Here is a 20,203-nt window from a genome sequence, read left to right as displayed (position 1 = left end):
GATCCTGCGGACATGACCGAGGCTGAGAAGCGCAGGCGATTTCGTCGTTTTGCCGGGTGGTTTTACCTCCCGATGATCGCGGGGGCGTCGCTTGTTCACAACGCACTGAAGCTGCGCGACGGCGAGATCGCCACGGCGGAGTTTCTCTGGCTGTCCACGATCTTCGTGCTCGCAATCTTGGTCGGCTTATTGATCCCCTGGGCGGAAGACCGCCGCCTTCGCCGCCTCGCCGAGCAAAGGCGCGCAACGCGTCGCCCGCCGCTGAGCCTGAACGTGTGATGCGAAAGCGTGTCTATGCGCTGTTTGCGTGGGTGGTCATCCCGAGCCTTTGGTTAGCGCTGGTCGGCTGGACCTTCATCCAATGGCGTCGCGGTGAAACATCCTACGAACAGTGGGTGACGACGGCCGGCACAGTCGCGATGTTGTGGTTCTTCTCCGCTGGCGTCCCCCTCATCAAAACGATGCTGGCGCGCCAGAACCGGACGCCGTCGGCGTATCGTCCCACGCGCTTGGAGGGCTGATCCCCCAATCCTCCCCCAATGGGGGAGGTGTCCGCGCAGCGGACGGAGGGGAAGTCTTGCTGACCTTGTCCCTCCCCCTCCGTCGTCTCTGCGAGCCGACGCCTCCCCCATTGGGGGAGGATTTAGCGCTAGACAACCTGAGCGATAAGCCGCCTACTCTTCGCGTAGAGTCGAGGGCGGCATGGTCAGTGTTTCTTCCCTGGCGATCTCCGACGGCGCGGCGGATGAGCAGGCCGCCCCCGCCGCCAAAACCCTGCCGCCCAAGCCCGCCCGCAAGTCCGCCCACGCCCATCATCTGGGCCACCGCGAACGCCTGCGTGAGCGGGCCGCCAAGGGCGGGTTCGTCGCCCTGCCCGACTATGAGCTGATCGAGCTTTTCCTGTTCCGCACCTTCCCGCGCGGCGACGTCAAGCCGCTGGCCAAGGCGCTGCTGACCCGGTTCGGCTCACTGGACGGGGTGCTGGGCGCGACGGTCGAGGAGCTGCGCACCGTGCAAGGCGTCGGCGAGGCGGCGGCCATGGATCTGAAGCTGCTGCACGAAGTCACGCTGCGCGCCGGCCGCGACAAGATCGCCAAGCGGCCGGTGATCAGCTCGTGGAGCGCTCTTTTGGCCTATGTCCGCGTGGCCCTGGCCAACGAGTCGCGCGAGCAGTTCCGGGTGCTGTTCCTCGACAAGAAAAACCAGCTGATCGCCGACGAGGTGCTGAACCGCGGCACGGTCGATCACGCCCCCGTCTATCCGCGCGAGGTGATGCGCCGGGCGCTGGAGCTCTCCTCCAGCAACATCATCATTCTGCACAACCACCCGTCGGGCGATCCGACCCCCTCGCGCCCCGACATCGACATGACCAAGCAGATCGTCGAGGCCGGAAAAGCCCTGAAGATCGCCGTGCATGATCATTTGGTGGTCGGTCGCGACGGCGTGGCCAGCTTCAAGGCGCTGGGGCTGATGTGACCTTGCCCTGTCATCCCGGCCGCAGCGCAGCGGAGAGCCGGGATCGCAGCAAACGCTCAGTTTTTCGGCGGTCCCGGGTCTTCGCCCGGGATGACACGGCTTTTAGGCCCAATGCTTCCTGCGTCCAGCTTGACGCCTGAACTCTAAACCTTGAGCGTCGCGGCTCCCAGTTCGTCCGGAGTCCGCCCATGCGTCGCCTGCTCACCGCCCTGCTTGCCTCGACCGCCCTGCTCGGCGGCGTCGCCGACGCCCAAGCCCAGACCATGACCAAGGCCAAGAAGCCCGAAGCCCCGCCGGCGGTGTCCAAGGCCGACAAGGCGCTGCACGACAAGTTCCTGACGCTGGACACCCACCTCGACACCCCGACCCACTTCGGCCGGCCCGGCTGGGACATCGCCGACCATCACGAGGTCGAGCACGACTTCAGCCAGGTCGACCTGCCGCGCATGAACCAGGGGGGCCTCGATGGCGGATTCTTCGTCGTCTACATCGGTCAGGGCGAGCTGACGGAGAAGGGCTACACCTACGCCCGCGACTACGCCCTGCATCGCACGATCGAGATCCGCGAGATGCTGGCGGCCAACCCCGACACGTTCGAAATCGCCCTGACCTCGGACGACGCCCGCCGCATCGCCAAGGCGGGCAAGAAGTTCGCCTTTGTCAGCATGGAAAACAGCTGGCCCGTCGGCGAGGACCTCAGCCTGGTCGAGACCTTCTACAAGGAAGGCCTGCGGATGGCGGGGCCCGTCCACTTCCGCAATAACCAGCTGGCCGACAGCTCGACCGATCCCAAGGGCAAGATCTGGAACGGCTATTCGCCGCTGGGCCTGCGCTGGCTGGCCGAGGCCAACCGCCTGGGGATCGTCATCGACGTCAGCCACGCCAGCGACGACGTCGTCGACCAGTCGGTGGCCCTGTCCAAGGCCCCGATCATCGCCTCGCACTCGGGCCCGAAGGCGGTCTATGACCACCCGCGCAACCTCGACGACGCGCGGATCAAGAAGATCGCCGACGCCGGCGGGGCCATCTGCATCAACTCGATCTATCTGACCGACACCACGCCCAGCCCCGAGCGCAAGGCGGCTCTGGAAGCCCTGGGCCGCGCGCCCGATATGAAGACCGCCACGCCCGAAGCGGTGAAGGCCTATGCCGACAAGCGCGCCGCCATCGACAAGGCCCACCCGGCGGCCCGTGGCGACTTCGACCTCTACATGAAGAGCATGCTGCACGTCTTGAAGGTGGCCGGGCCCAAGGGCGTCTGCGTCGGCGCCGACTGGGACGGCGGCGGCGGCATGGACGGCTTCGAGGACATCACCGACCTGCCCAAGATCACCGCCCGCCTGAAGGCCGAGGGCTATTCGGACGCCGACATCGAAGCCATCTGGAGCGGCAATGTGCTGCGCATCGTCGACGCGGCCCAGGCCTATGCGAAGAGCGTGGCGAAGTAGGCGCGCTCCAATCCTCCCCCGCTAGGGGGAGGATTTAGAGGCCGTCCGCCGCCCCTCCCAAACCCGCCACAGCATCAACGCCACAAACACCGCGCCGTAGATGATCGGCGGCCGGTGGTCGGCCTTGACCAGCAGGTAGTAGTGGGCCACGCCCAGCGGCACGATCAGATAGACCAGCGTGTGTAGCCGGCTCCACGCGGCCCGTCCCATGCGGATCACCCAGCCGTTGGTCGAGGTGATCGCCAGCGGGATCAGCAGCACAAAGCCCAGCATCCCCAGGGTGATGAACGGCCGCTTGAGAATGTCCTTCCACAGCTGGTTCCAGTCAAAGAACAGGTCAATGCCGACATAGGCCAGCAGATGCAGGGCCACATAGGCGAAGGCGAACAGGCCGACGGTGCGGCGGAACCGCATGAGGCGGGGCATCTTCAGGATCCGCGCCGCCGGCGTGATGGCCAGGCCCACCAGCAACAGCCGCAGGCCCCATTCACCCAGCTCGCGGATCAGCTTGTCGATCGGGTTGGCGCCCAGCTCCCCCGCATAACCGCGCCACGCCAGCCAGGCCAGCGGCGCAAAACAGGCCAGCCAGACCAGGCCGTAGACGAGGGTGTCCTGGAGCTTGGAGGGGCGTTTGCGAACGGAACTCATAGCATCACCCAACGCGTGTCATCCCGGCCGCAGCGCATCGCGCGGAGAGCCGGGACCCAGGGGGTGACGAAACGCCGTGCGCGCCGCCCCTGGGTCCCGGATCGTCCCTTCGGGCCGTCCGGGATGACACCACCATCAATAGAACCGCTTCAGGTCCATGCCCCGGTACATGTCCGCCACCCACTCGCCATAGCCGTTGAAGGCCAGGGTCTCGCGGCGGCGGAACTCGCCGATGCGGCGTTCGGTGGCCTGGGACCAGCGGGGATGGTCCACGGCCGGATTGACGTTGGAATAGAAGCCGTATTCGCGCGGGGCCAGGACGTTCCAGGACGTCACGGGCTGCTTCTCCACCAGGCTGATCCGGACAATCGACTTGATGCCCTTGAAGCCGTACTTCCACGGCACGACCAGCCGCAGCGGCGCGCCGTTCTGGTTGGGCAGCACGTCGCCATAGAGGCCCACGGCCATCAGGGTCAGCGGGTGCATGGCCTCGTCGATGCGCAGGCCTTCGCGATAGGGCCAGTCCAGCGTGTTCCAGGCCTGGCCCGGCATTTCGGAGGGCCGCATCACCGTCTCGAACGCCACGAACTTGGCCCTGGAGGTCGGTTTGACGCTGGCCAGCAGGTCCTTCAGCGGGAAGCCGACCCAGGGAATGACCATCGACCAGCCCTCGACGCAGCGCATGCGGTAGATGCGCTCTTCGAGCTTGTTCTTGCCGATCAGATCCTCGATGCCGACCGTGCGCGGGGCCTCGCAGGCGCCGTCGATGCGCACCGTCCAGGGACGCGGCTTGAACTTGCCCGAGTTTTCGGCCGGATCGCTCTTGTCGACGCCGAACTCATAGAAGTTGTTGTAGGTGGTGATGTCCTCTTTCGAGGTCGGCTTTTCGGTGGTCGAGAACCCCCGGCTGTAGGTCAGCCCCGCCTGGGCGTGGCTCGCCGACGCGCCGGCGACGCCCAGGCCCGCGACGCCGGCCATCAAGGTTCGGCGCTTGAGATAGAGGCTGTGGTCGGTGACGTCGTTGTCGGTCAGGTCAGGGGCGTGGCGGATCAGCATGGGGACGCTCCGAGGCGGCATACGCCCGTGATACGCAACAACCCGGAGTTTGGTTACGTCGCGGAGCGATTATTCCTCGCCCCGACGCGGCTGCCTTGGCGCATAGACCTCTGACAGCCCCTGGGCCAGAGCGGCCCGCTCCTGAGGCGAAAGGGTCGCGGCGAAGGTGGCCAGGGCGGTCTCGACGTTCCCCCGCGCCTGGATTTCCAGATCGCGCGCCGTCGCCAGCCGACGCGAGACCTCGGCCGCATCAAATCCGGGCGAGGCCAGCGCCGCCAGAGCGGCCCGGCGTTCAGCCCGCGCACGCTGGGTGATCGGCATGTTCTTCTGGTTGGCGGCGCGCAGGGCCTGGCGCAGACCTCGACGGTTTTCCGGCGACAGGGCTTCGCCGGCGGTCCACAGCGGCGGGCGGGCCGGTCGATCGACGGAGCCCGGGCTCTGCGCCTGCGGGGCCACAGGCCTGGCGGCGCGTTCAACGGCTTGGCGGACCGGCGCTGCGGCCAGGGCCGGATCCGGCTGACGCTCGGCCGGGGTCGTCATCGCCGGGGCCGCGGACGGCATGGGCGAGGTGGAAGCGACCACGCTGGCGGGCGGAGTCGACAGGCGCACATAGGTCACCCCTGCGACGCCCCCGATCAGGAAGACGTTCAGGGCCCCCGACGCGATGAGCCCGATCAGCAGCGGACGCGGAAGGCTCATAGCGCGGAAGACTCCTCAAGGGCGTCCTGCAGGTCGTTGGAGACGTCGGCCGCCGTGACCACCTCGGCTTGGCCGGCGGGCGCAAGGACGGCGGGCGGCTGGATGTGGCCGCCGATCGCGATCCCGGCCAGCACCCCCGCCAACGCCGCCGCCGACAGGCCGAAGGCGGCGGAAAGCCCCGTGATCCAGCGGCGCGTAGCGTTCGGCGCGCGGGGTGCGGCGGCGATCAGGCGGCCCAGCAACGCCGCGTCCAGGGCCTGGGCCGGCGCGAGATCCAGCAGGCGATCCAGCTGAGAGGCTTCGGTCAGAACAGGCGACAGCCGATCGGGATCGGCGGCGAGCAGCGCGCGCGCGGCCTCACGCTCGCCCTCGGGCCAGCGGGCGATCTCACCGCCAAAGGTCTGCGCCAGCGCCTCGAAGCGCGCGACAGACATGCTGGCCGCCGTCATCAGCAGGCCTCCTTCATCACTCTTCGCCTCGCGCCAGATCCGCCAGCGACGCCTTCAGCGCCCGACGCCCTCGCGAGAGCAGACTTTCCAGCGCCTCGACGCTGATCTCCATCAACCCCGCCGCCTCGATATTGCCAAGCCCCTGGTGGTGGCACAGCACGATCGCCTCGCGTTGACGCGCCGGCAGAGCCGCCAGCGCCGCCTCGACGCGCCGCGACAGGTCTGCGCCCAGCAGGCCCGCATCCGGCGCGGGACCGGTGTCGACCTGTTCCGGCGGCGTATCCGTGACGACCTCCCGCTTGCGACGCAAGCGGTCGTAGCAGAGATTCAGCGCCACACGGTGCAGCCAGGTGTCGAAGCGGGCGCCGCCCGGCTTCCAGCCCCGCGCCTGCTTCCAGGCGCGCAGGAATGTCTCCTGGGCCACGTCCTCGGCCTCGCCCGCGTCGTTCAGCATCCGCCGGGCCAGCGCAAGAATGCGCGGCAAGCGCCGGTCCAGCAGGGTTCGTACGGCGGTCGGGTCGCCCCGTCCCACCCCCGCCAGCAAGGCTTCGTCGGGATCGTTCCCGTCGGAGACCAAACCTCAGCTCGCCGCGCACGTCGTCATCAGACTCCGACCTTGGCCCCGCCGCCCCTGGCGCTCAACTCCTCAAGCGTCAGAACGCCATCATTGTTGGCGTCCATCCGCTTGAAACGCATGGCCATCACGGCGTTAGCCTCGGTCCTGGAGAGCGCGCCGTCCTTGTCGGCGTCGAAGCGCGCGAACATCCGCGGACCGCGCTTTCCGGCCTTCTCGGCCTTGGCGTCGGCCTCTGGGTTCTGCTTGCGCAGACTGGCGAACTCGTCCGGCGAGATCTTCCCGTCCTTGTTGGTGTCGAGGCGCGAGAACATCTTGTCGCCGTTCTTGGCCTGGAATTGCGCCAGCGTCATGCCGGTCGGTGCGGGGGTCTGGGCCAAGGCCGGCGCGGCCAGGGTCAGCAGGGCGCCGGCCGCGATCAGGGTGTGTTTCATCATCAGACGCAAGGTCTCCAAAAGCTGGACAGCCCATCCCATGGAGCGTGAAACGTGGGACGTCGGGGATTCCGTCGCGGGTTGGTCGAGAAATTCCGAGCGCCCCCTCCGTCACGCGGCTGCGCCGCGCGCCACCTCCCCCGTTTCACGAGGGAGGAGGATGACACTCCGCCCTCCTGCCCCGCTTGCGGGGGAGGTGGATCGGCGCGAAGCGACGAGACGGAGGGGGCGTTCGCCCTACCCCTTCACCACCGCCTCATAGGCCGCCCGGGCCTCGGCCTTGGCCTTGGCGAGCTTGGGCTTGAGCGACTTGAACTGGGCCACGCCGCCCGCCTTGGCCAGCAGGGCCTTGAAGGCCTTGGGCTCGACCTCGACGTCAGCGCCGTCTTCCAGCGCCACCTTGATCAGCTGCGAAAGGTCCTGCTCCAGCCGCCAGGCCGCCTCCAGTCGGCTCAACGCGCCCGCGTCAGCCAGGCCCGCCTCGCGCAGCGCCGCCAGCGCCTCGCCGGTGTTCTGTCGCAGCGGCCCGTCCGCCGCCGCATGGGCCAGTTGCAGGAACTGGGCGGCGAACTCGATGTCCACCAGGCCGCCGGGGTCGAGCTTCAGGTCCCAGTCGCCCTTGCCCGGCCGCTCGCGCTCCATCAGCTGGCGCATCTCGATGACGTCGGTGACGGTCTTCTTCCACGCGCGCGGACGCCGCAGCGCCGCGGCGATCGCCCCCTCGGCCCGCGCCTTGAACTCCGGCGAGCTGGCCCACACCACCCGCGCCCGGGTCAAGGCCAAGAGCTCCCAGGTCTCGGCCTCACGCTCGTAGTAGTGCTCGAAGGCCGCGAAACTGACCGCCACCGGCCCCTTGGTTCCCGAGGGGCGAAGCTTCAGATCGACCTCGTACAGCGTCCCCTCCCCAGTCGGCGCCGACAGGGCCGAGGTCAGGCGCTGGGTGAGGCGGGCGTAGAAAACCTCCGCGCTCCAGTCCTTGAGAGTCGACATGCCGCGCGGATCGTCGGCGGCGTAGAGGGTCATCAGATCAAGGTCCGACTTGGCCGTCATCTCCCGCGAGCCGGCCTTGCCCAGCGCCACCACCGCCACCTGGCCGGGGAAGGCGCCGCCGATCCGCTCGACCTCGGCCAGGGCGGCCGGCGCCAGCCCGCCGATAATCAGGTCGGCCAGTTCGGCGAAGGCGCGGCCGATGTCGCGGGCGTCGGCGGTCCCGCTCATCACCCGCACGCCGATGCGGAAGCTCTGGTCGCGGAACAGGCGACGCGCGGCGTCCATCGCCCCCTCGAAATCCTCCGGATCCCACGGCGCGATCGCCGGGGTCTCGATCGGTCCGAAAAAGGTCGGGTCCAAGAGCGCGTCCAGCGCGGTCGGCCGCTTGGCCATGGTGGCGGCCAGGCGCGGGGCGAAGGCCATGACCTCGACGATCAGCTCGAATAGGCGCGGCTGGGCCAGAAACAGCGACTGGATCTGCACGCCCGACGACAGGCGGCTGAAGAAGTCGGAAAAGCGGTTGAACGCCTGGTCCGGCGCGCCGGTGGCGTTGGCGGCGTCCAAGAGGCGCGGCGCCAGGCGGGTGAACAGCTCTCGCCCCCGCTCGGTGCGGGTGGCGGCGATGTGGCCATGGTGCCAGCCCCGGATGGTGGCGGCCACCCGCTCGGGGCTGGAAAAGCCCATCCGCTTCAGGGTGGCCAGGGTCTCTGGATCGTCCTCGACGCCGGTGAACACCAGGCTGCCGAAGCGCGAGGACAACGCCTCCTCGCCGGCGAACAGGCGGCCATAGCGCAGGTTCACGCCTTTCAGCATCTTGCCGACGGCGGCGTCGAACACCCGCAGATTGCCCTCGCCCCACAGGGCCGCGACCTTCTTGCGCTCGACGTCGGACTCCGGGAGCTTGTGGGTCTGGTCGTCGGCGATCATCTGGGCGCGGTGCTCCAGCGCCCGCAGGTCCTTATAGGCCTGCGTCAGCCAGGCGGCGTCCTCGGGCGTGACGTGGCCGGCGGCTGACAGGGCCTGGAGCGCGTCCAGCGTGCGGGGGCTGCGCAGGTCCGGCTGGCGGCCGCCCAGGATCAGCTGCTGGGTCTGGACGAAGAACTCGATCTCGCGGATGCCGCCCCGCCCCAGCTTCAGGTCCGCGCCCTTGGCGGTCAGGCGGTCGTCGACCTTGTAGGTGTGGATCTGGCGCTTGATCGAGTGGATGTCGGCGATGGCCGCAAAATCGAGGTTCCGCCGCCAGATGAACGGCTGCAGGCCCTCCAGGAACGCCGCGCCCTTGGCCGCATCGCCGGCCGCGATCCGGGCCTTGATGTGGGCCGCCCGCTCCCAGTTCTGGCCGACGCTCTCATAGTAGTCCATGGCCGCATCGACCGGCATGGCCGGCGGGGTCGAGGACGGGTCCGGGCGCAGGCGCAGGTCGATCCGGAAGACATAGCCGTCGCCGGTGCGCTCCTGCAGGATGCGGCCCAGATGGTTGGCGATCCGCACCGCCACGGCCTGCGGTTCGTGCCCTTCGGCGACCGGCAACTTCTCGGGCGCGTAGAAGATCGAGAAGTCGATATCGCTGGAATAGTTCAGCTCGAACGCGCCGTGCTTGCCCATGGCCACGCAGAAGAGGCCGGGCGCAGGCCCCGCCGCCCCGTCTCCGACATGGGTCAGGGCGCCGCGCGACACCTCCTGGCGGACCGCCTGGGCCAAGGCCGCGTGCAGGACCGCGTCGGCGAAGCGCGTCAGGGCGCCGGTCACCTGATCCAGGTCCCAGACGCCGCCGAGGTCGCTGATCGCGGTCAGCAGGTGCAGGTCGGCCTTCAGCTCGCGCAGCCCCCGGCGCGCGGTCTCGAAATCCGGCTCGGCGGCCACGGCCTCGGCGGCGGCCAGGATGGCGGCCAAGGTTTCGCCAGGATCGCCGCCCAGGATCCTCGGCAAGCGCTTGCCGTCGCGGCGCGCCAGGCCCGCCAGATAGGGCGAGGCGGCGAACACCGGCGCCAGGCTGCCCCAGGCCGCGTCGACCTGGCCCATCGCCTCGCCGGCCCGCTTGGCGATCGCTTCATACGCCCGCTCAGCGGCCTTGGGGTCCAGGACGGGGCCGCAGGGGGCGAGGCGATCGGCGAGCTTGCTCATGGCGCCACGGTGGCCTGCGTTGCGTTTTCCGACAAGCGATGCGCGAGACTGGCGCTTGACGTTAGAAATTACAGTTGTAACCATTGAACCTCAGAAACGGCCAGGACCGCCTGCGACCATGATCGAGCTGTTCGCCCTCGCCCTGATCCGGGCCCAGATCGCCGCCGCCGCCGCCGTGTTGCTGGTGCTGATCCTGCGGCCGTCCGCGCGCCGGCTTTTCGGCCCGCGCCGCGCCTATGGTCTGTGGCTGATCGTGCCGGCCGCCGCCGCCACCGCGTTCTTCCCCAGCCTGGCCGACACCATGAACATCGGCGCGCCCACCCGGCCGCTGGGCGCCTGGGCGCCGAAGCTGGTGGTGCTGTGGCTGGCCGGCTGCGCGATCGCCACCGCCGTGCTGGTGCTGCGCGAGCGCCTGTTCCGCCGCCGGGTCGATCAGGGTCGGGCGGGGCCTGCCGTGATGGGCGCCCTGTGGCCGCGCATCGTCCTGCCCGCCGACTTCACCCAGCGCTTCGACGCCCGCGAGCGGGACCTGATCGTCCTGCACGAGCGCACCCACATCCAGCGCGGCGATCCGATCGCCAATCTGTTCATCGCCGGCGCCGGCGTGCTTTGCTGGTGCAATCCGATGATCGCCCTGGCCCAGCATTTCATCCGCATCGACCAGGAGCTGGCCTGCGACGCCACCGTGGTGGCCCTGCGCTCGGACATCCGCGCCGACTACGCCCGGGCCCTGATGAAGGCCCAGATGAGCGGGAGCGTCTCGCCCCTGGCCTGCGGCTGGGCCACCCACCCGCTGATCCTGCGCGTCTCGCTGCTCAGCCGCCGCGAACCCAGCCTGCACCGCGACATCGCCGGCTTTCTGACCATGACCTTCCTGGCGATCATGGCCATGGTCGTGGTCTGGAGCGTCGCCCCGCGCGGACCGGACTATCGTGACCTGCGACCGGGTCTGGCGCCGCAGATGGACCCCTTTACCGGCGCGATCACCTGGGTGCAGGGGGAGTAGGGCGGCGCGTCGGTGCGTTAGCGGAGGCGCTAACGGTGTGTTCGGGTTCCTCATAGCCCCCGTCATCCCGCGCTTCATGCGCGGGACCCATGGTTCAGCTTTCACGCGAGGGGACGACGACGCTCCGCACCTGCGGCGGACGAATGGGTCCCGCGCATGAAGCGCGGGATGACGGCGGAGTGGAGTTTTCGAATGGGGGAAGGTCGGACGCTCACTGCGTCCTTCGAGGCTCGCCTTCGGCTCACACCTCAGGATGAGGAACACTGTTGCTGAACACATCATCCTGAGGTGCGCGCTCCTCAGCGCGCCTCGAAGGGCGCAGGGACGCCCCCTCCGTCTCGCTGCGTATCCGCAGCGATCCACCTCCCCCGCAAGCGGGGCAGGAGGGCTGCCATTTCCTCCTCACCCGCACAGCGGGGGAGGTGGCGCGCGGCGAAGCCGCGTGACGGAGGGGGCGCTCCTGGACCTAAGCCCCCTTACTCCACCCGCGGCAGCACCAGCGCCACGCGCAGGCCAGGGCCCATGCCGTTGTACTCGCCCGGCCCCTCGGCCAGCTCCAGACGGCCGCCGTGCGAGGTCGCCACGGCGCTGACCAAGGAGAGGCCAAGGCCCGCACCCGGTTCGCTGCGGCTGTTCTCCAGGCGCACGAAGCGCTGGACCACACGGGCGCGGTCTGCCTCGGGCACGCCGGGGCCGGTGTCGGTCACCGAGAACTCCAGCTCGCCCGACGAGGTGCGCCGCGCGCGCAGCATGATCGCGCCGCCCTCGGGCGTGTACTTGATGGCGTTGTCGAGGATGTTGGCCAGGGCCTGGGCCAGGAACTCGCGATTGCCCTTGATGGTCAGGGCCGGGACGATCTCGGCCTTGAAATCCAGGCCCTTGTCCTCGCACGACAGCTCATAGAGCTCGGCCATGTCGCCGGCCAGTTCCGAGGCGTCGAACTGGCGCTGGTCCGGGGCCGAGCCGGCCGCCTGCAGGCGGGCGATGGCCAGCACGGCGTTGAAGGTCTTGAGCACCCCGTCGGCGTCCTGCAGCGCCGTCTCCAGGGCCGCGACGGGATCGCCCTTGCCGTTCTCGGCGTCGATCAGGGCCACCTCCATGCGGGCGCGCAGGCGGGTCAGCGGCGAGCGCAGATCATGCGCGATGGCGTCGCCCGCGTGGCGCAGGCCGCCCATCAGGCGCTCGATCCGGTCGAGCATGTCGTTGAGGCCCTCGGCCAGCTCGTCATATTCATCGCGCGTGCCCCGCACCCGGGCGCGGGCGTGCAGATCACCGCCACGCACGGCGTTGACCACGTCCACCAGGCCCTGCATCGAGCGGCTGACATTGCGGCTGATCAGCACCCCGCCGGCCATGCCCAGCAGGATGACCAGCGCCCCCGCGCCCCACAGCGCCCGGACGATCTTGCGGACATAGGCTTCTGAGGCGTCGACATCGGCGCCGACGAACAGGATCTCGCCATTGTCCAGGCGCTGCTGCACGCCGCGCGCGGCGGCCTTGACCTCAGCCCCATCGAGATCGGTCTCGGTGACCTTGAAGCTGGCCCACTCGGGGCCATCGCCCGTGAAACCGGAGACCGGCGACTCCTCGATCGAGCCGGAGATCCGCTTGCCGTCCTTGTCGGCCAGGAAATAGAGGAACGGCCGCTCGCTGGTGGCCCGCTCGACGATGGTCTGGTTCAGCGCGTCGACGCCGCCCTGGCGATAGGCCGCCTCCAGGCTCTCGAACTCGCGGCTGATCTCAGCCTGAGCGCGGCGGTTCACCTCGCCGGCCGTGGCCACATAGATGTAGCCCAGGAAGGCGCTGGCGGCCGCCGCGAACAGGGCCAGGAAAAGCAGGGTCAGCCGGAACGGCGTGGTGCGGAGAAGGCGCGGCAGACGCATGGGTCTCAGGATTTTCCCCGCAAAGCCGAACCCAGATCACGGCGTCCGTCGATAATCCGCATCACTCTCACGTCATCACTCACCAGCTTGTAGACGATCGTCCAGGGCGACACCGGAAGGGTCATGATCTGATGCCCCTCCAGATCGGCGCGCTGTCGCCCCAGTCTTGGAAAGTCACCAAGACGAGCCATGGCGGCTTCCAGTCGTCTCAACTGAGCCACGGCGACCTCCACACCATTGTTGAGGCAGATGTCGAAGAAGATACCGTCAAGATCGCGCGCGACCCTTCTCGCCCTGAAGACCCGCCCCGCCACGTTCAAGATCAGGGCTTGAGGTTCAGCCTGCGGATTCCTTCCGCGATGATCTCGTCAAAGCTGCGCTCGTCGTACTCGCCCCGATCGAATTGGGCCTGAGCTTCGTCCAACGAGGCCACGAACGCATCGCGGTTGCGCTCAAGCCACGCGTCGAACTGAGCCTCGCACTCAGCCTCCGACATCGAGGCTTCAAAAGCGCCATCCGGTTGCGCTACAGGCTTGGCAGGCTTGTTCATGATCTGATCCTACCACGCCGGCGGCGGCTCGCCTACGGATCCAGCCGGTAGCCGGCGCCGCGCACCGTCTGCAGCATGGCCCGGTCGAAGCCCTTGTCGATCTTGCTGCGCAGGCGCGAGATGTGCACGTCGATGACGTTGGTCTGCGGATCGAAGTGATACTCCCAGACCTTTTCCAGCAGCATGGTGCGGGTCACCGACTGGCCGGCGTGGCGCATCATGAATTCCAGGAGCTGGAACTCGCGCGGCTGCAGGTCGATCTCCTTGCCCTGACGATGGACCGTGCGGTTGATCAGGTTCATCTCCAGCTCGCCCACCTTCAGGGTGGTGGCCACGGCGCCGGTCTCGCGGCGGCGCGACAGGGCCTCGACGCGGGCCATCAGCTCGGGGAAGGCATAGGGCTTGACGAGATAGTCATCGGCGCCGGCCTTCAGGCCCACCACGCGGTCATTGACCTCGCCCAGGGCCGACAGGAACAGCACCGGCGTCTGATCGCCCTCGCGACGCAGGGTTTCGACCACCGTGACGCCGTCCATCTTGGGCATCATCCGGTCGACGACCAGCACGTCCCAGCCGCCCTTCTGGGCCTCGGCCAGGCCCGCCTCGCCGTCCGGCGCGTGGGCGACGTCGTAGCCGGCTTCCTTGAGCCCGTGCGCCATGGCGCCGGCGGCTTCCAGGTCGTCCTCGATAATCAGAATGCGCATCGCAAAAGCCCCTCATGCGCCAGACGCGGTGGTGGAACCTCGGACGTTCCCCCGATTCCGCGCATCACGCGATAGTCGTCAGGGTTGATAGCGTTTTCGACGACCGCCGTAACTTAAACCTTCGACAGGTACGAAAAAGCCCCGCCCAGGACAGTCCTGGGCGGGGCCATTTCGTTGAAAGACGGATCCGCCTTACGGCGCGATCTTCAGCGGGATGAAGACCGGACGGTTCTGGCGGACGATCTTGACCAGCACGCTGGCGCGGCCGGCCTTCTTGGCCGTTTCCACCGCAGAGGTCACGTCGGCGACGCTGGTGACCGGCGCGCCGTTGATGTTGGACAGGACATCACCCTTGGCCAGGCCCTTCTCGCCCGCGTCGCTGTCGCCCTTCACGCCGATGATCAGCAGGCCCTTGATGTCCGGCTCGATCTTGTAGGTCTGGCGCGAAGCCGCATCGATCGGCCCCAGGGTCAGGCCCAGGGCGTCGACCTTCTGGCTGGCCGGCTTGTCCGGCGTCGGCGCGGCGCCGTCCTGGCCCTGCTCGTCATCCGTCACCGCCAGGCTGCTCTCCGAGGGACGCGTGCCCGACTTGACGTCGACGATGCGCGGCTTGCCGTCACGGATGATCGAGACCTTGATCGTCTCGCCCGGACGGGCCTTGGAGACCTCGCGGGTCAGTTCACTGCTGTCGCTGATCTTGACGCCGTTGACGGCCACCAGGATGTCGTCCGGCAGCAGGCCGGCCTTGGCGGCGGGACCGCCCGGAACGACAGAGGCGACGATCGCCCCCTTCACATCGCTCATGCCCAGGGCTTCAGCCATCTCGGCGTTAAAGGCCATGATGCTCACGCCGATATAGCCGCGCACGACCTTGCCGTTTTCGATCAGCTGCTTGGCGACGCCCTCGGCCACCTCGGCGGGAATGGCGAAGCCGATGCCGACCGAACCGCCCGACGGCGAGTAGATGGCGCTGTTGACGCCGATCACCCGGCCATAGATGTCGAAGCTGGGACCGCCCGAATTGCCGCGGTTGATCGGCGCGTCGATCTGGATGTACGGCACGAACGACGAGGTGGTGTCGTTCAGATTGCGATCATAGGCCGAGATGATGCCGGCCGTGGCCGTGCCGCCCAGACCGAACGGGTTGCCGATGGTGATCACCCAGTCGCCGACGCGCGGCTTGGCCTGGTTCTCGAAGTTGACGAAGGTGAAGTCCTTACCCTTGGCCTTGGGGTCGACCACCTTGATCACGGCCAGGTCGGTGCTCTCGTCGCGGCCGACCAGCGTGGCCTTCAGCTCGCGGCCGTCCTTAAGCACCACCTGGATGTCGTCGGCGTCGGCGACGACGTGGTTGTTGGTGACGATGTAGCCGTCGGCCGAGATGAAGAAGCCCGAGCCCGCCGATTGCTGCTTGGGCGTCGCCGGCGTGTCGCCGTCGTCTTCCTGTTGCTGGCCCTGCTGCCCCGGCTGACCGGGGCGGCGCTGACCGCGCGGCACGATGTCGAAGCCTTCCAGGCCAGGGATGCGCAGCGACGGCGCCTGGGCCTTGGAGGTCACATTGATCTGGACGACGGCGGGCGAGACCTTCTCGAAGATGTCGGCGAACGACATCGGCGCGCCCGGCGGCGGCGCGAAGGTCGGCGCGCTGGCGGTGGACACGCGGACGACCGGGGCCTGGGCCGCGTCGGCCGTCCCCATCCGCATGCCCATTCCGGCCAGGGCCGCGCAGGCCACGCTCGCGCCGGCGACGGCGCCCACAATGAAACCCGACTTCCTAGCGGTCATTCTCGTCTTTCCTCACCCACGCCCTGCGGACGTGGTCCCTTAACGTCATCCGCGCGCCCGGCGCGCGGCCCCGATCTCTTTGAGAACCTAGTCGCGGTATTTAAAGGTGCAATGGTTCTCGAATTATCTTTCCATCATCCGGAAGGCGCTTCTTGCGGCGCTATTTCGGCGCAATCGTGTCAATCGCCTTCGAGAAGGCGCCGAACGCGCGCCTCCTCGTCCTGCGACAGCGCCGGTTCAGGCGTCTCGCGGCGACGCAACAGGCCCGCCATCAGAACACCGCCAACCAGCAACACCACGACCGGCGCCAGCCAAAGCACGGCGTTTCCCATGGAAAAACGAGGCTTTAGCAGGACGAACTCGCCATAGCGCTCGACCAGGAAGTCGCGGATCTGCGCGTCGCTGCTCCCCGCCTTGACCTGTTCGCGGACAATTTGCCGCAGATCGCCGGCCAGCTGGGCCTCGGAGTCGTCGATCGACTCGTTCTGACAGACCAGACAGCGCACTTCCTTGAACAGCGTCCGGGCGCGAGCCTCCTGCGCCTGGTCGGGCAGACGTTCGGACGGATCGGACGCGCCGGCCGTCAGGGCGACCGCCGCCGCAGCGATCAACAGAGCCCGCAACCGCTTCACGACACCACCTCCCCGGTCCGTCGTCCCACGCCCAGGCGCACGCGGCGGTCCGACAGCGAGACGATCCCGCCGATGGCCATCAGCAGCGGACCCAGGAAGATCAACCGCACCCACGGGTTCACATAGGCCCGCACCAGCCAGGCCGGCTTGCCGCCCTCGCCCGCCCGGCGCTCGCCCATCACCACATAGATGTCGTCCAGGCCCTTGGCGCAGATGGCGACCTCAGACGTGGTCTGGGCCCCCGTCGGATAGAAGCGGCGCTCAGGCTGGGCGCGGCACACCTCGGCGCCGGCCTTGTTGGTGACGGTGATGATGCCGCGCTCGGCCAGATAGTTCGGCCCCTCGATCGTCACCACATCCGTCAGGGTTACGGTATAGGCGCCCAGCGGCTGGCTGCCGTTCAGGCTCAGGGCCTGAGCCGCCTCGACGCGCCAGGCGGTCTCGAACGAGGCCCCCAGCACGAACACGCCCAGACCCGCATGGGCCAGGGTCGTGCCCCAGGCGCCGCGCGGCAGGCCGCGTGCCCGGCGAAGGCTCTCGGCGAAGGGCGCGCGCGCCAGCTTCAGGCGCTCGGCGATCTCGAGCAGCGCGCCGCCGATCAGCCAGAAGCCGACCACCAAGCCGCCGCTGGCCAGGGCCTTGCGCGGCTGCACCACGGCATAGGCGATCAAGCCCAGCAGGGCCGCCAGGGCCAGCACGACCCACAGCTTGCGCGCCACGCCCTTGGCGTCGCCGCGCTTCCAGGCCAGCAGCGGCCCGGCGGGCAGCACGGCGAAGGCCAGGATCATCAGCGGCGTGAAGGTCAGGTTGAAGAACGGCGCGCCCACCGACACGGCCTCGCCGTCCATGGCCTCGCGGATCAGCGGATAGAGGGTGCCCAAGAGCACCACCGCCGTCGCCGTCGACAGCAGGATGTTGTTGAGCACGATGGCGCTCTCGCGGCTGATGGGGCGGAACTGGCCGCCGCGGTTCAGGCTGGGCGCGCGCAGGCCAAACAGCAGGAACCCTGCGCCGGCGGCCACGCCCATCATGATCAGCAGCAGGACGCCGCGCGTCGGATCCACGGCGAAGGCATGGACGGAGGTCAGCACGCCCGAGCGCACCAGGAAGGCGCCCAGCATCGAGAAGGTGTAGGCCGCCAGGGCCAGGAACGCCGTCCAGCCCGGCAGCGCCCCGCGCCTTTCTGTGACGATGGCCGAGTGCAGCAGAGCAGCCCCGATCAGCCAGGGCATGAAGCTGGCGTTCTCGACCGGGTCCCAGAACCACCAGCCGCCCCAGCCCAGCTCGTAATAGGCCCAGAAGGCGCCCAGCGTGATGCCGACGGTGAGCATGCTCCAGGCCGCCAGGGTCCAGGGGCGAATCCAGCGCGCCCAGGCCGCGTCGATCCGGCCTTCGATCAGGGCCGCCATCGACAGCGAATAGACTACCGAGAACCCGACATAGCCGATGTAGAGAAACGGCGGGTGGAAGGCCAAGGCCCAGTCCTGCAGCAGCGGATTGAGCGACTTGCCCTCAATGGGGGCCTCAAGCAGCCGCGCCAGCGGGTTCGACGCCAACACAGTGTAGGCCAGGAACATGACGCCCAGCGCGCCCTGCACGGCGATGGCGTAGGCGCGCAGGCGCGGCGGCAGGCTGTCGCCGAACACGGCCATGGCCGCGCCAAAGCCGGTCAGCACCACGCACCACAGCAGCATCGAGCCCTCGTGGCTGCCCCAGGCGCCGGCCACCTTGTAGAGCATCGGCTTGTCGGTGTGGGAGTTGGTGGCGACGTTGGTCACCGAGAAGTCCGACGTCACGAAGGCGTAGATCAGCGCCGCGAACGAGACCAGCAGGGCCACGAACGTCGCAATCGCCGCGCCCTGGCCCGCGCCCGCCAGCACCGGCGAGCGCCGCGCGCCGCCCACGGCCGACAGGCCGGTCTGGGCGACCGACAGCATCAGAGAGAGAATGAGCGCGAAAGCGCCGAGTTCGACGATCATCGAAATACTCCCCTTCTCCCCTTGCGGGAGAAGGTGGCGCGCAGCGCCGGATGAGGGGTCGCGCGAGACTCGCCGGACAGGGCTTTCAACCCCTCATCCGACCCGCTGCGCGGGCCACCTTCTCCCGCAAGGGGAGAAGGAATACGACGAGCGATCATGGCTTCTGGCTCCCATAAGCCGGCGCATCCGCGCCCTCGCCGCGCCACTCGCCCTGCTCCTTCAGCGCCTTGGACACCTCGCGCGGCATGTAGCGCTCGTCGTGCTTGGCCAACACCAGCTTGGCCTCGAAGACGCCCGCTGGATTGAAGCTGCCCTCGGCGACGATGCCCTGGCCCTCGCGGAACAGGTCCGGAAGGTCGCCGTGATAGACAACCTTGGCCGTCGCCTTCTGGTCGGCGATCACGAACTCGACATTGCCGTCGGGATACTTGACCACGCTGCCGTGCTGGACGAGGCCGCCCAGCTGCACCTTGCGCCCGGCCGACACCTTGGCTTCCTGGGCCTGGGCCGGGGTGTAGAACAGCGAGATGCTGTCGCGCAGGCCATACAGCGCCAGGCCCACGGCCAGGGCCAGCACCGGCGCGATGGCCAGCAGGATGGTCAGGCGACGGCGCGCCTTGCGGGATTGGGGCCAGAAACTCATGGGTTCGTCGTCTTGGCTTGAGCGGGCGTATCGGCGGCCTGACGCAGAGCCGACATCACCTTGGGCTGATCCTTGAAGAGCGCCGAGGCCGTCGCCAGGGCCGCGTCGCGCTTGGCCGTCTCGCCCAGCACGGCGTAGGCGCGCACAAGGCGCACCCAGCCGTCGGGGTCGTCAGGCGACTGCTTCAGACGCTGGGCCAGGCCGTCGACCATGCCGGCGATCATGCCCTGGACCTCGGGATTGGCGCTCTCGGCCGCCGGCTGGGGCCCCGGCAGCTTGCCGGACGCCTCGACCTCGGCGATCTCGGCGGCCAGCGACTCGCGGCCCTGCGCGTTCGGCGCCAGGCTGGCCAGCAGGCCGCGCCAGTCCGACAGACCCGCGGCGACCTCGCCCTCGGCGATGCGGGCGCGGCCCAGATAGTAGCGGGCGCGGACGTCGGCGGCGTCGACCTTCAGCGCCTGGCCAAAGGCGAGCTTGGCGTCGGGACCCACCTGCCCCTCGGCCTGGATGACGAAGGTCTCGCCCAAGAGGCTCCAGATGTCGGCCCGCTTGGGGGCGATACGGACGGCCTTGCGCAGCGCCTGTTCCGCGCCGGCCATGTCGCCGGCGGCCGCGCGGGCCTTAGCCATGAACACCAGCGGCTCGGGATCGTTGGGCCGTTCGGCGGCCACGCCTTCGAGCACGGCCGCGATCTTGGCCGGTTCCAGCGTCGCAGGATCAGCCGCGCGCCAGGCGGCCACGCGCTTGGCGAAGGGCTGATCCGGCAGTCCGGGATAGCCGAGCACCAGATAGAGCCCGACGGCCGACGCACAGGTCAGGCCCACAGCGGCGACGGCGGCCTTGCGCGGACCGGCGCCGTCACGGCTCCAGCTTTCGGCCTGGTCGGCGGCGGCCAGCAGACCGCGGCCGGCTTCGGCGCGGGCGGCCTTCAGCTCGTCTTCGGCCAAGAGGCCGTCCAGGGCCAGGCGCTCGACCTCGGCCAGACGGCGACGGTGCGGCTCCAGCCGGGTCTCGGCGTCGTCAACGGCTCGGGCCTGCGCGGCCCCGCGCAGCACCAGCCCCGCCGTCACCACCGACAGCCCCGCCGCAGCGATCCAGAAAGCGATCATGGCCGGGTGTTAGC

At 68.8% G+C, this 20,203-nt stretch carries 21 protein-coding genes and 5 pseudogenes; 10 read left to right on the top strand and 16 right to left on the bottom strand.

The genetic code is table 11. The annotated features are described in order from the left end of the window. The first annotated feature begins 12 nt into the window (after nucleotides 1-12). The 4 genes from CVUC_RS19405 (at nucleotide 13) to CVUC_RS19390 (ending at nucleotide 2,924) form a co-directional block, all read left to right on the top strand. Nucleotides 13-279 (top strand): hypothetical protein, encoded by a 267-nt coding sequence (locus CVUC_RS19405; protein ID WP_096033956.1) that lies wholly within the window; start codon nucleotides 13-15, stop codon nucleotides 277-279. Next, complete coding sequence (locus CVUC_RS19400; protein WP_096033957.1) at nucleotides 279-521, top strand: hypothetical protein; 243 nt, start codon at nucleotides 279-281, stop codon at nucleotides 519-521. Before CVUC_RS19405 ends, CVUC_RS19400 begins: the two co-directional genes overlap by 1 nt. Nucleotides 522-702: 181 nt before the next feature. Further along, complete coding sequence (gene radC, locus CVUC_RS19395) at nucleotides 703-1,476, top strand: RadC family protein (RefSeq protein WP_096033958.1); 774 nt, start codon at nucleotides 703-705, stop codon at nucleotides 1,474-1,476. A 188-nt stretch (nucleotides 1,477-1,664) separates the two neighbouring features. Continuing rightward, complete coding sequence (locus CVUC_RS19390) at nucleotides 1,665-2,924, top strand: dipeptidase (RefSeq protein WP_096033959.1); 1,260 nt, start codon at nucleotides 1,665-1,667, stop codon at nucleotides 2,922-2,924. 21 nt (nucleotides 2,925-2,945) lie between these two features. Here CVUC_RS19390 and msrQ read toward each other — a convergent pair whose 3' ends face one another. Then, nucleotides 2,946-3,572: a protein-methionine-sulfoxide reductase heme-binding subunit MsrQ gene (gene msrQ, locus CVUC_RS19385; protein WP_096033960.1), complete on the bottom strand. Its 627-nt coding sequence runs from the start codon at nucleotides 3,570-3,572 to the stop codon at nucleotides 2,946-2,948. Nucleotides 3,573-3,587: 15 nt separating this feature from the next. On the opposite strand from msrQ, the pseudogene CVUC_RS20650 reads away from it, so the two are divergent. Further along, a pseudogene (locus tag CVUC_RS20650) lies at nucleotides 3,588-3,675 on the top strand (hypothetical protein); the annotation flags it as partial. A 32-nt stretch (nucleotides 3,676-3,707) separates the two neighbouring features. Here the strand turns inward: CVUC_RS20650 and msrP are convergent. From msrP to CVUC_RS19350, 6 genes are all read right to left on the bottom strand, one after another. Next, the gene (msrP, locus tag CVUC_RS19380; RefSeq protein WP_096033961.1) at nucleotides 3,708-4,649 is read right to left on the bottom strand and encodes a protein-methionine-sulfoxide reductase catalytic subunit MsrP; all 942 of its coding nucleotides are present in this window, start codon (nucleotides 4,647-4,649) and stop codon (nucleotides 3,708-3,710) included. A 48-nt stretch (nucleotides 4,650-4,697) separates the two neighbouring features. Continuing rightward, nucleotides 4,698-5,327, bottom strand: a complete 630-nt coding sequence (locus CVUC_RS19375; protein WP_096033962.1) for a periplasmic heavy metal sensor — start codon at nucleotides 5,325-5,327, stop codon at nucleotides 4,698-4,700. Beyond that, nucleotides 5,324-5,776, bottom strand: a complete 453-nt coding sequence (locus CVUC_RS19370) for a hypothetical protein (RefSeq protein ID WP_096033963.1) — start codon at nucleotides 5,774-5,776, stop codon at nucleotides 5,324-5,326. Before CVUC_RS19370 ends, CVUC_RS19375 begins: the two co-directional genes overlap by 4 nt. Before the next feature lie 16 nt (nucleotides 5,777-5,792). After that, nucleotides 5,793-6,353: an RNA polymerase sigma factor gene (locus CVUC_RS19365; protein ID WP_096033964.1), complete on the bottom strand. Its 561-nt coding sequence runs from the start codon at nucleotides 6,351-6,353 to the stop codon at nucleotides 5,793-5,795. A 26-nt stretch (nucleotides 6,354-6,379) separates the two neighbouring features. Next, the gene (locus tag CVUC_RS19360) at nucleotides 6,380-6,787 is read right to left on the bottom strand and encodes an EF-hand domain-containing protein (protein ID WP_096034805.1); all 408 of its coding nucleotides are present in this window, start codon (nucleotides 6,785-6,787) and stop codon (nucleotides 6,380-6,382) included. Between the two features lie 234 nt (nucleotides 6,788-7,021). Further along, the gene (locus tag CVUC_RS19350; protein WP_164468185.1) at nucleotides 7,022-9,898 is read right to left on the bottom strand and encodes a bifunctional [glutamine synthetase] adenylyltransferase/[glutamine synthetase]-adenylyl-L-tyrosine phosphorylase; all 2,877 of its coding nucleotides are present in this window, start codon (nucleotides 9,896-9,898) and stop codon (nucleotides 7,022-7,024) included. 118 nt (nucleotides 9,899-10,016) lie between these two features. Here CVUC_RS19350 and CVUC_RS19345 point away from each other — a divergent pair, with 118 nt between their 5' ends. The 4 genes and pseudogenes from CVUC_RS19345 to CVUC_RS20635 form a co-directional block, all read left to right on the top strand. Next, nucleotides 10,017-10,904, top strand: a complete 888-nt coding sequence (locus CVUC_RS19345; RefSeq protein ID WP_164468186.1) for a M56 family metallopeptidase — start codon at nucleotides 10,017-10,019, stop codon at nucleotides 10,902-10,904. A gap of 89 nt (nucleotides 10,905-10,993) precedes the next feature. Continuing rightward, nucleotides 10,994-11,110, top strand: a pseudogene (locus CVUC_RS20645) (hypothetical protein); the annotation flags it as partial. Further along, nucleotides 11,109-11,177 (top strand): annotated as a pseudogene (locus tag CVUC_RS20640) (hypothetical protein); the annotation flags it as partial. The pseudogenes CVUC_RS20645 and CVUC_RS20640, both read left to right, overlap by 2 nt. A 50-nt stretch (nucleotides 11,178-11,227) precedes the next feature. Next, nucleotides 11,228-11,350: pseudogene (locus CVUC_RS20635) on the top strand (hypothetical protein); the annotation flags it as partial. Nucleotides 11,351-11,380: 30 nt separating this feature from the next. On the opposite strand, the gene uczS reads toward CVUC_RS20635, so the two are convergent. The 7 genes from uczS to CVUC_RS19310 all read right to left on the bottom strand — a co-directional run bounded on the left by uczS (nucleotide 11,381) and on the right by CVUC_RS19310 (nucleotide 18,437). Next, the gene (uczS, locus tag CVUC_RS19340; RefSeq protein ID WP_010920596.1) at nucleotides 11,381-12,787 is read right to left on the bottom strand and encodes a two-component system sensor histidine kinase UczS; all 1,407 of its coding nucleotides are present in this window, start codon (nucleotides 12,785-12,787) and stop codon (nucleotides 11,381-11,383) included. Between the two features lie 5 nt (nucleotides 12,788-12,792). Beyond that, nucleotides 12,793-13,101, bottom strand: coding sequence for a type II toxin-antitoxin system RelE/ParE family toxin (locus CVUC_RS19335; protein ID WP_096034806.1), 309 nt, complete (start codon nucleotides 13,099-13,101; stop codon nucleotides 12,793-12,795). Between the two features lie 8 nt (nucleotides 13,102-13,109). Continuing rightward, nucleotides 13,110-13,337: a hypothetical protein gene (locus CVUC_RS19330; protein ID WP_096033967.1), complete on the bottom strand. Its 228-nt coding sequence runs from the start codon at nucleotides 13,335-13,337 to the stop codon at nucleotides 13,110-13,112. Nucleotides 13,338-13,369: 32 nt separating this feature from the next. Further along, nucleotides 13,370-14,041: a two-component system response regulator UczR gene (gene uczR / locus CVUC_RS19325; RefSeq protein WP_010920598.1), complete on the bottom strand. Its 672-nt coding sequence runs from the start codon at nucleotides 14,039-14,041 to the stop codon at nucleotides 13,370-13,372. 192 nt (nucleotides 14,042-14,233) lie between these two features. Then, nucleotides 14,234-15,826: a Do family serine endopeptidase gene (locus CVUC_RS19320; protein WP_010920599.1), complete on the bottom strand. Its 1,593-nt coding sequence runs from the start codon at nucleotides 15,824-15,826 to the stop codon at nucleotides 14,234-14,236. A 179-nt stretch (nucleotides 15,827-16,005) separates the two neighbouring features. Then, complete coding sequence (locus CVUC_RS19315) at nucleotides 16,006-16,458, bottom strand: cytochrome c-type biogenesis protein (protein ID WP_010920600.1); 453 nt, start codon at nucleotides 16,456-16,458, stop codon at nucleotides 16,006-16,008. Beyond that, entirely contained in the window at nucleotides 16,455-18,437 is a 1,983-nt protein-coding gene (locus tag CVUC_RS19310) for a heme lyase CcmF/NrfE family subunit (RefSeq protein ID WP_096033968.1), read from the bottom strand. The genes CVUC_RS19315 and CVUC_RS19310 overlap by 4 nt, the downstream gene beginning before the upstream one ends. Before the next feature lie 21 nt (nucleotides 18,438-18,458). On the opposite strand from CVUC_RS19310, the pseudogene CVUC_RS20915 reads away from it, so the two are divergent. Next, nucleotides 18,459-18,581 (top strand): annotated as a pseudogene (locus CVUC_RS20915) (hypothetical protein); the annotation flags it as partial. Nucleotides 18,582-18,591: 10 nt separating this feature from the next. Here the strand turns inward: CVUC_RS20915 and ccmE are convergent. Both ccmE and ccmI read right to left on the bottom strand, forming a co-directional pair. After that, nucleotides 18,592-19,080 (bottom strand): cytochrome c maturation protein CcmE, encoded by a 489-nt coding sequence (ccmE, locus tag CVUC_RS19305; RefSeq protein WP_010920602.1) that lies wholly within the window; start codon nucleotides 19,078-19,080, stop codon nucleotides 18,592-18,594. Next, a complete protein-coding gene (gene ccmI / locus CVUC_RS19300; protein WP_096033969.1) occupies nucleotides 19,077-20,189 on the bottom strand; it encodes a c-type cytochrome biogenesis protein CcmI in 1,113 nt (370 codons plus the stop codon). Before ccmI ends, ccmE begins: the two co-directional genes overlap by 4 nt. Between the last annotated feature and the right edge of the window lie 14 nt (nucleotides 20,190-20,203).

The sequence above is a fragment of the Caulobacter vibrioides genome (assembly GCF_002858865.1).
Lineage (GTDB): Bacteria > Pseudomonadota > Alphaproteobacteria > Caulobacterales > Caulobacteraceae > Caulobacter > Caulobacter vibrioides.
Note: the sequence above shows the minus strand (reverse complement) of the source record. Positions and strands in the feature narration are given on the sequence as shown.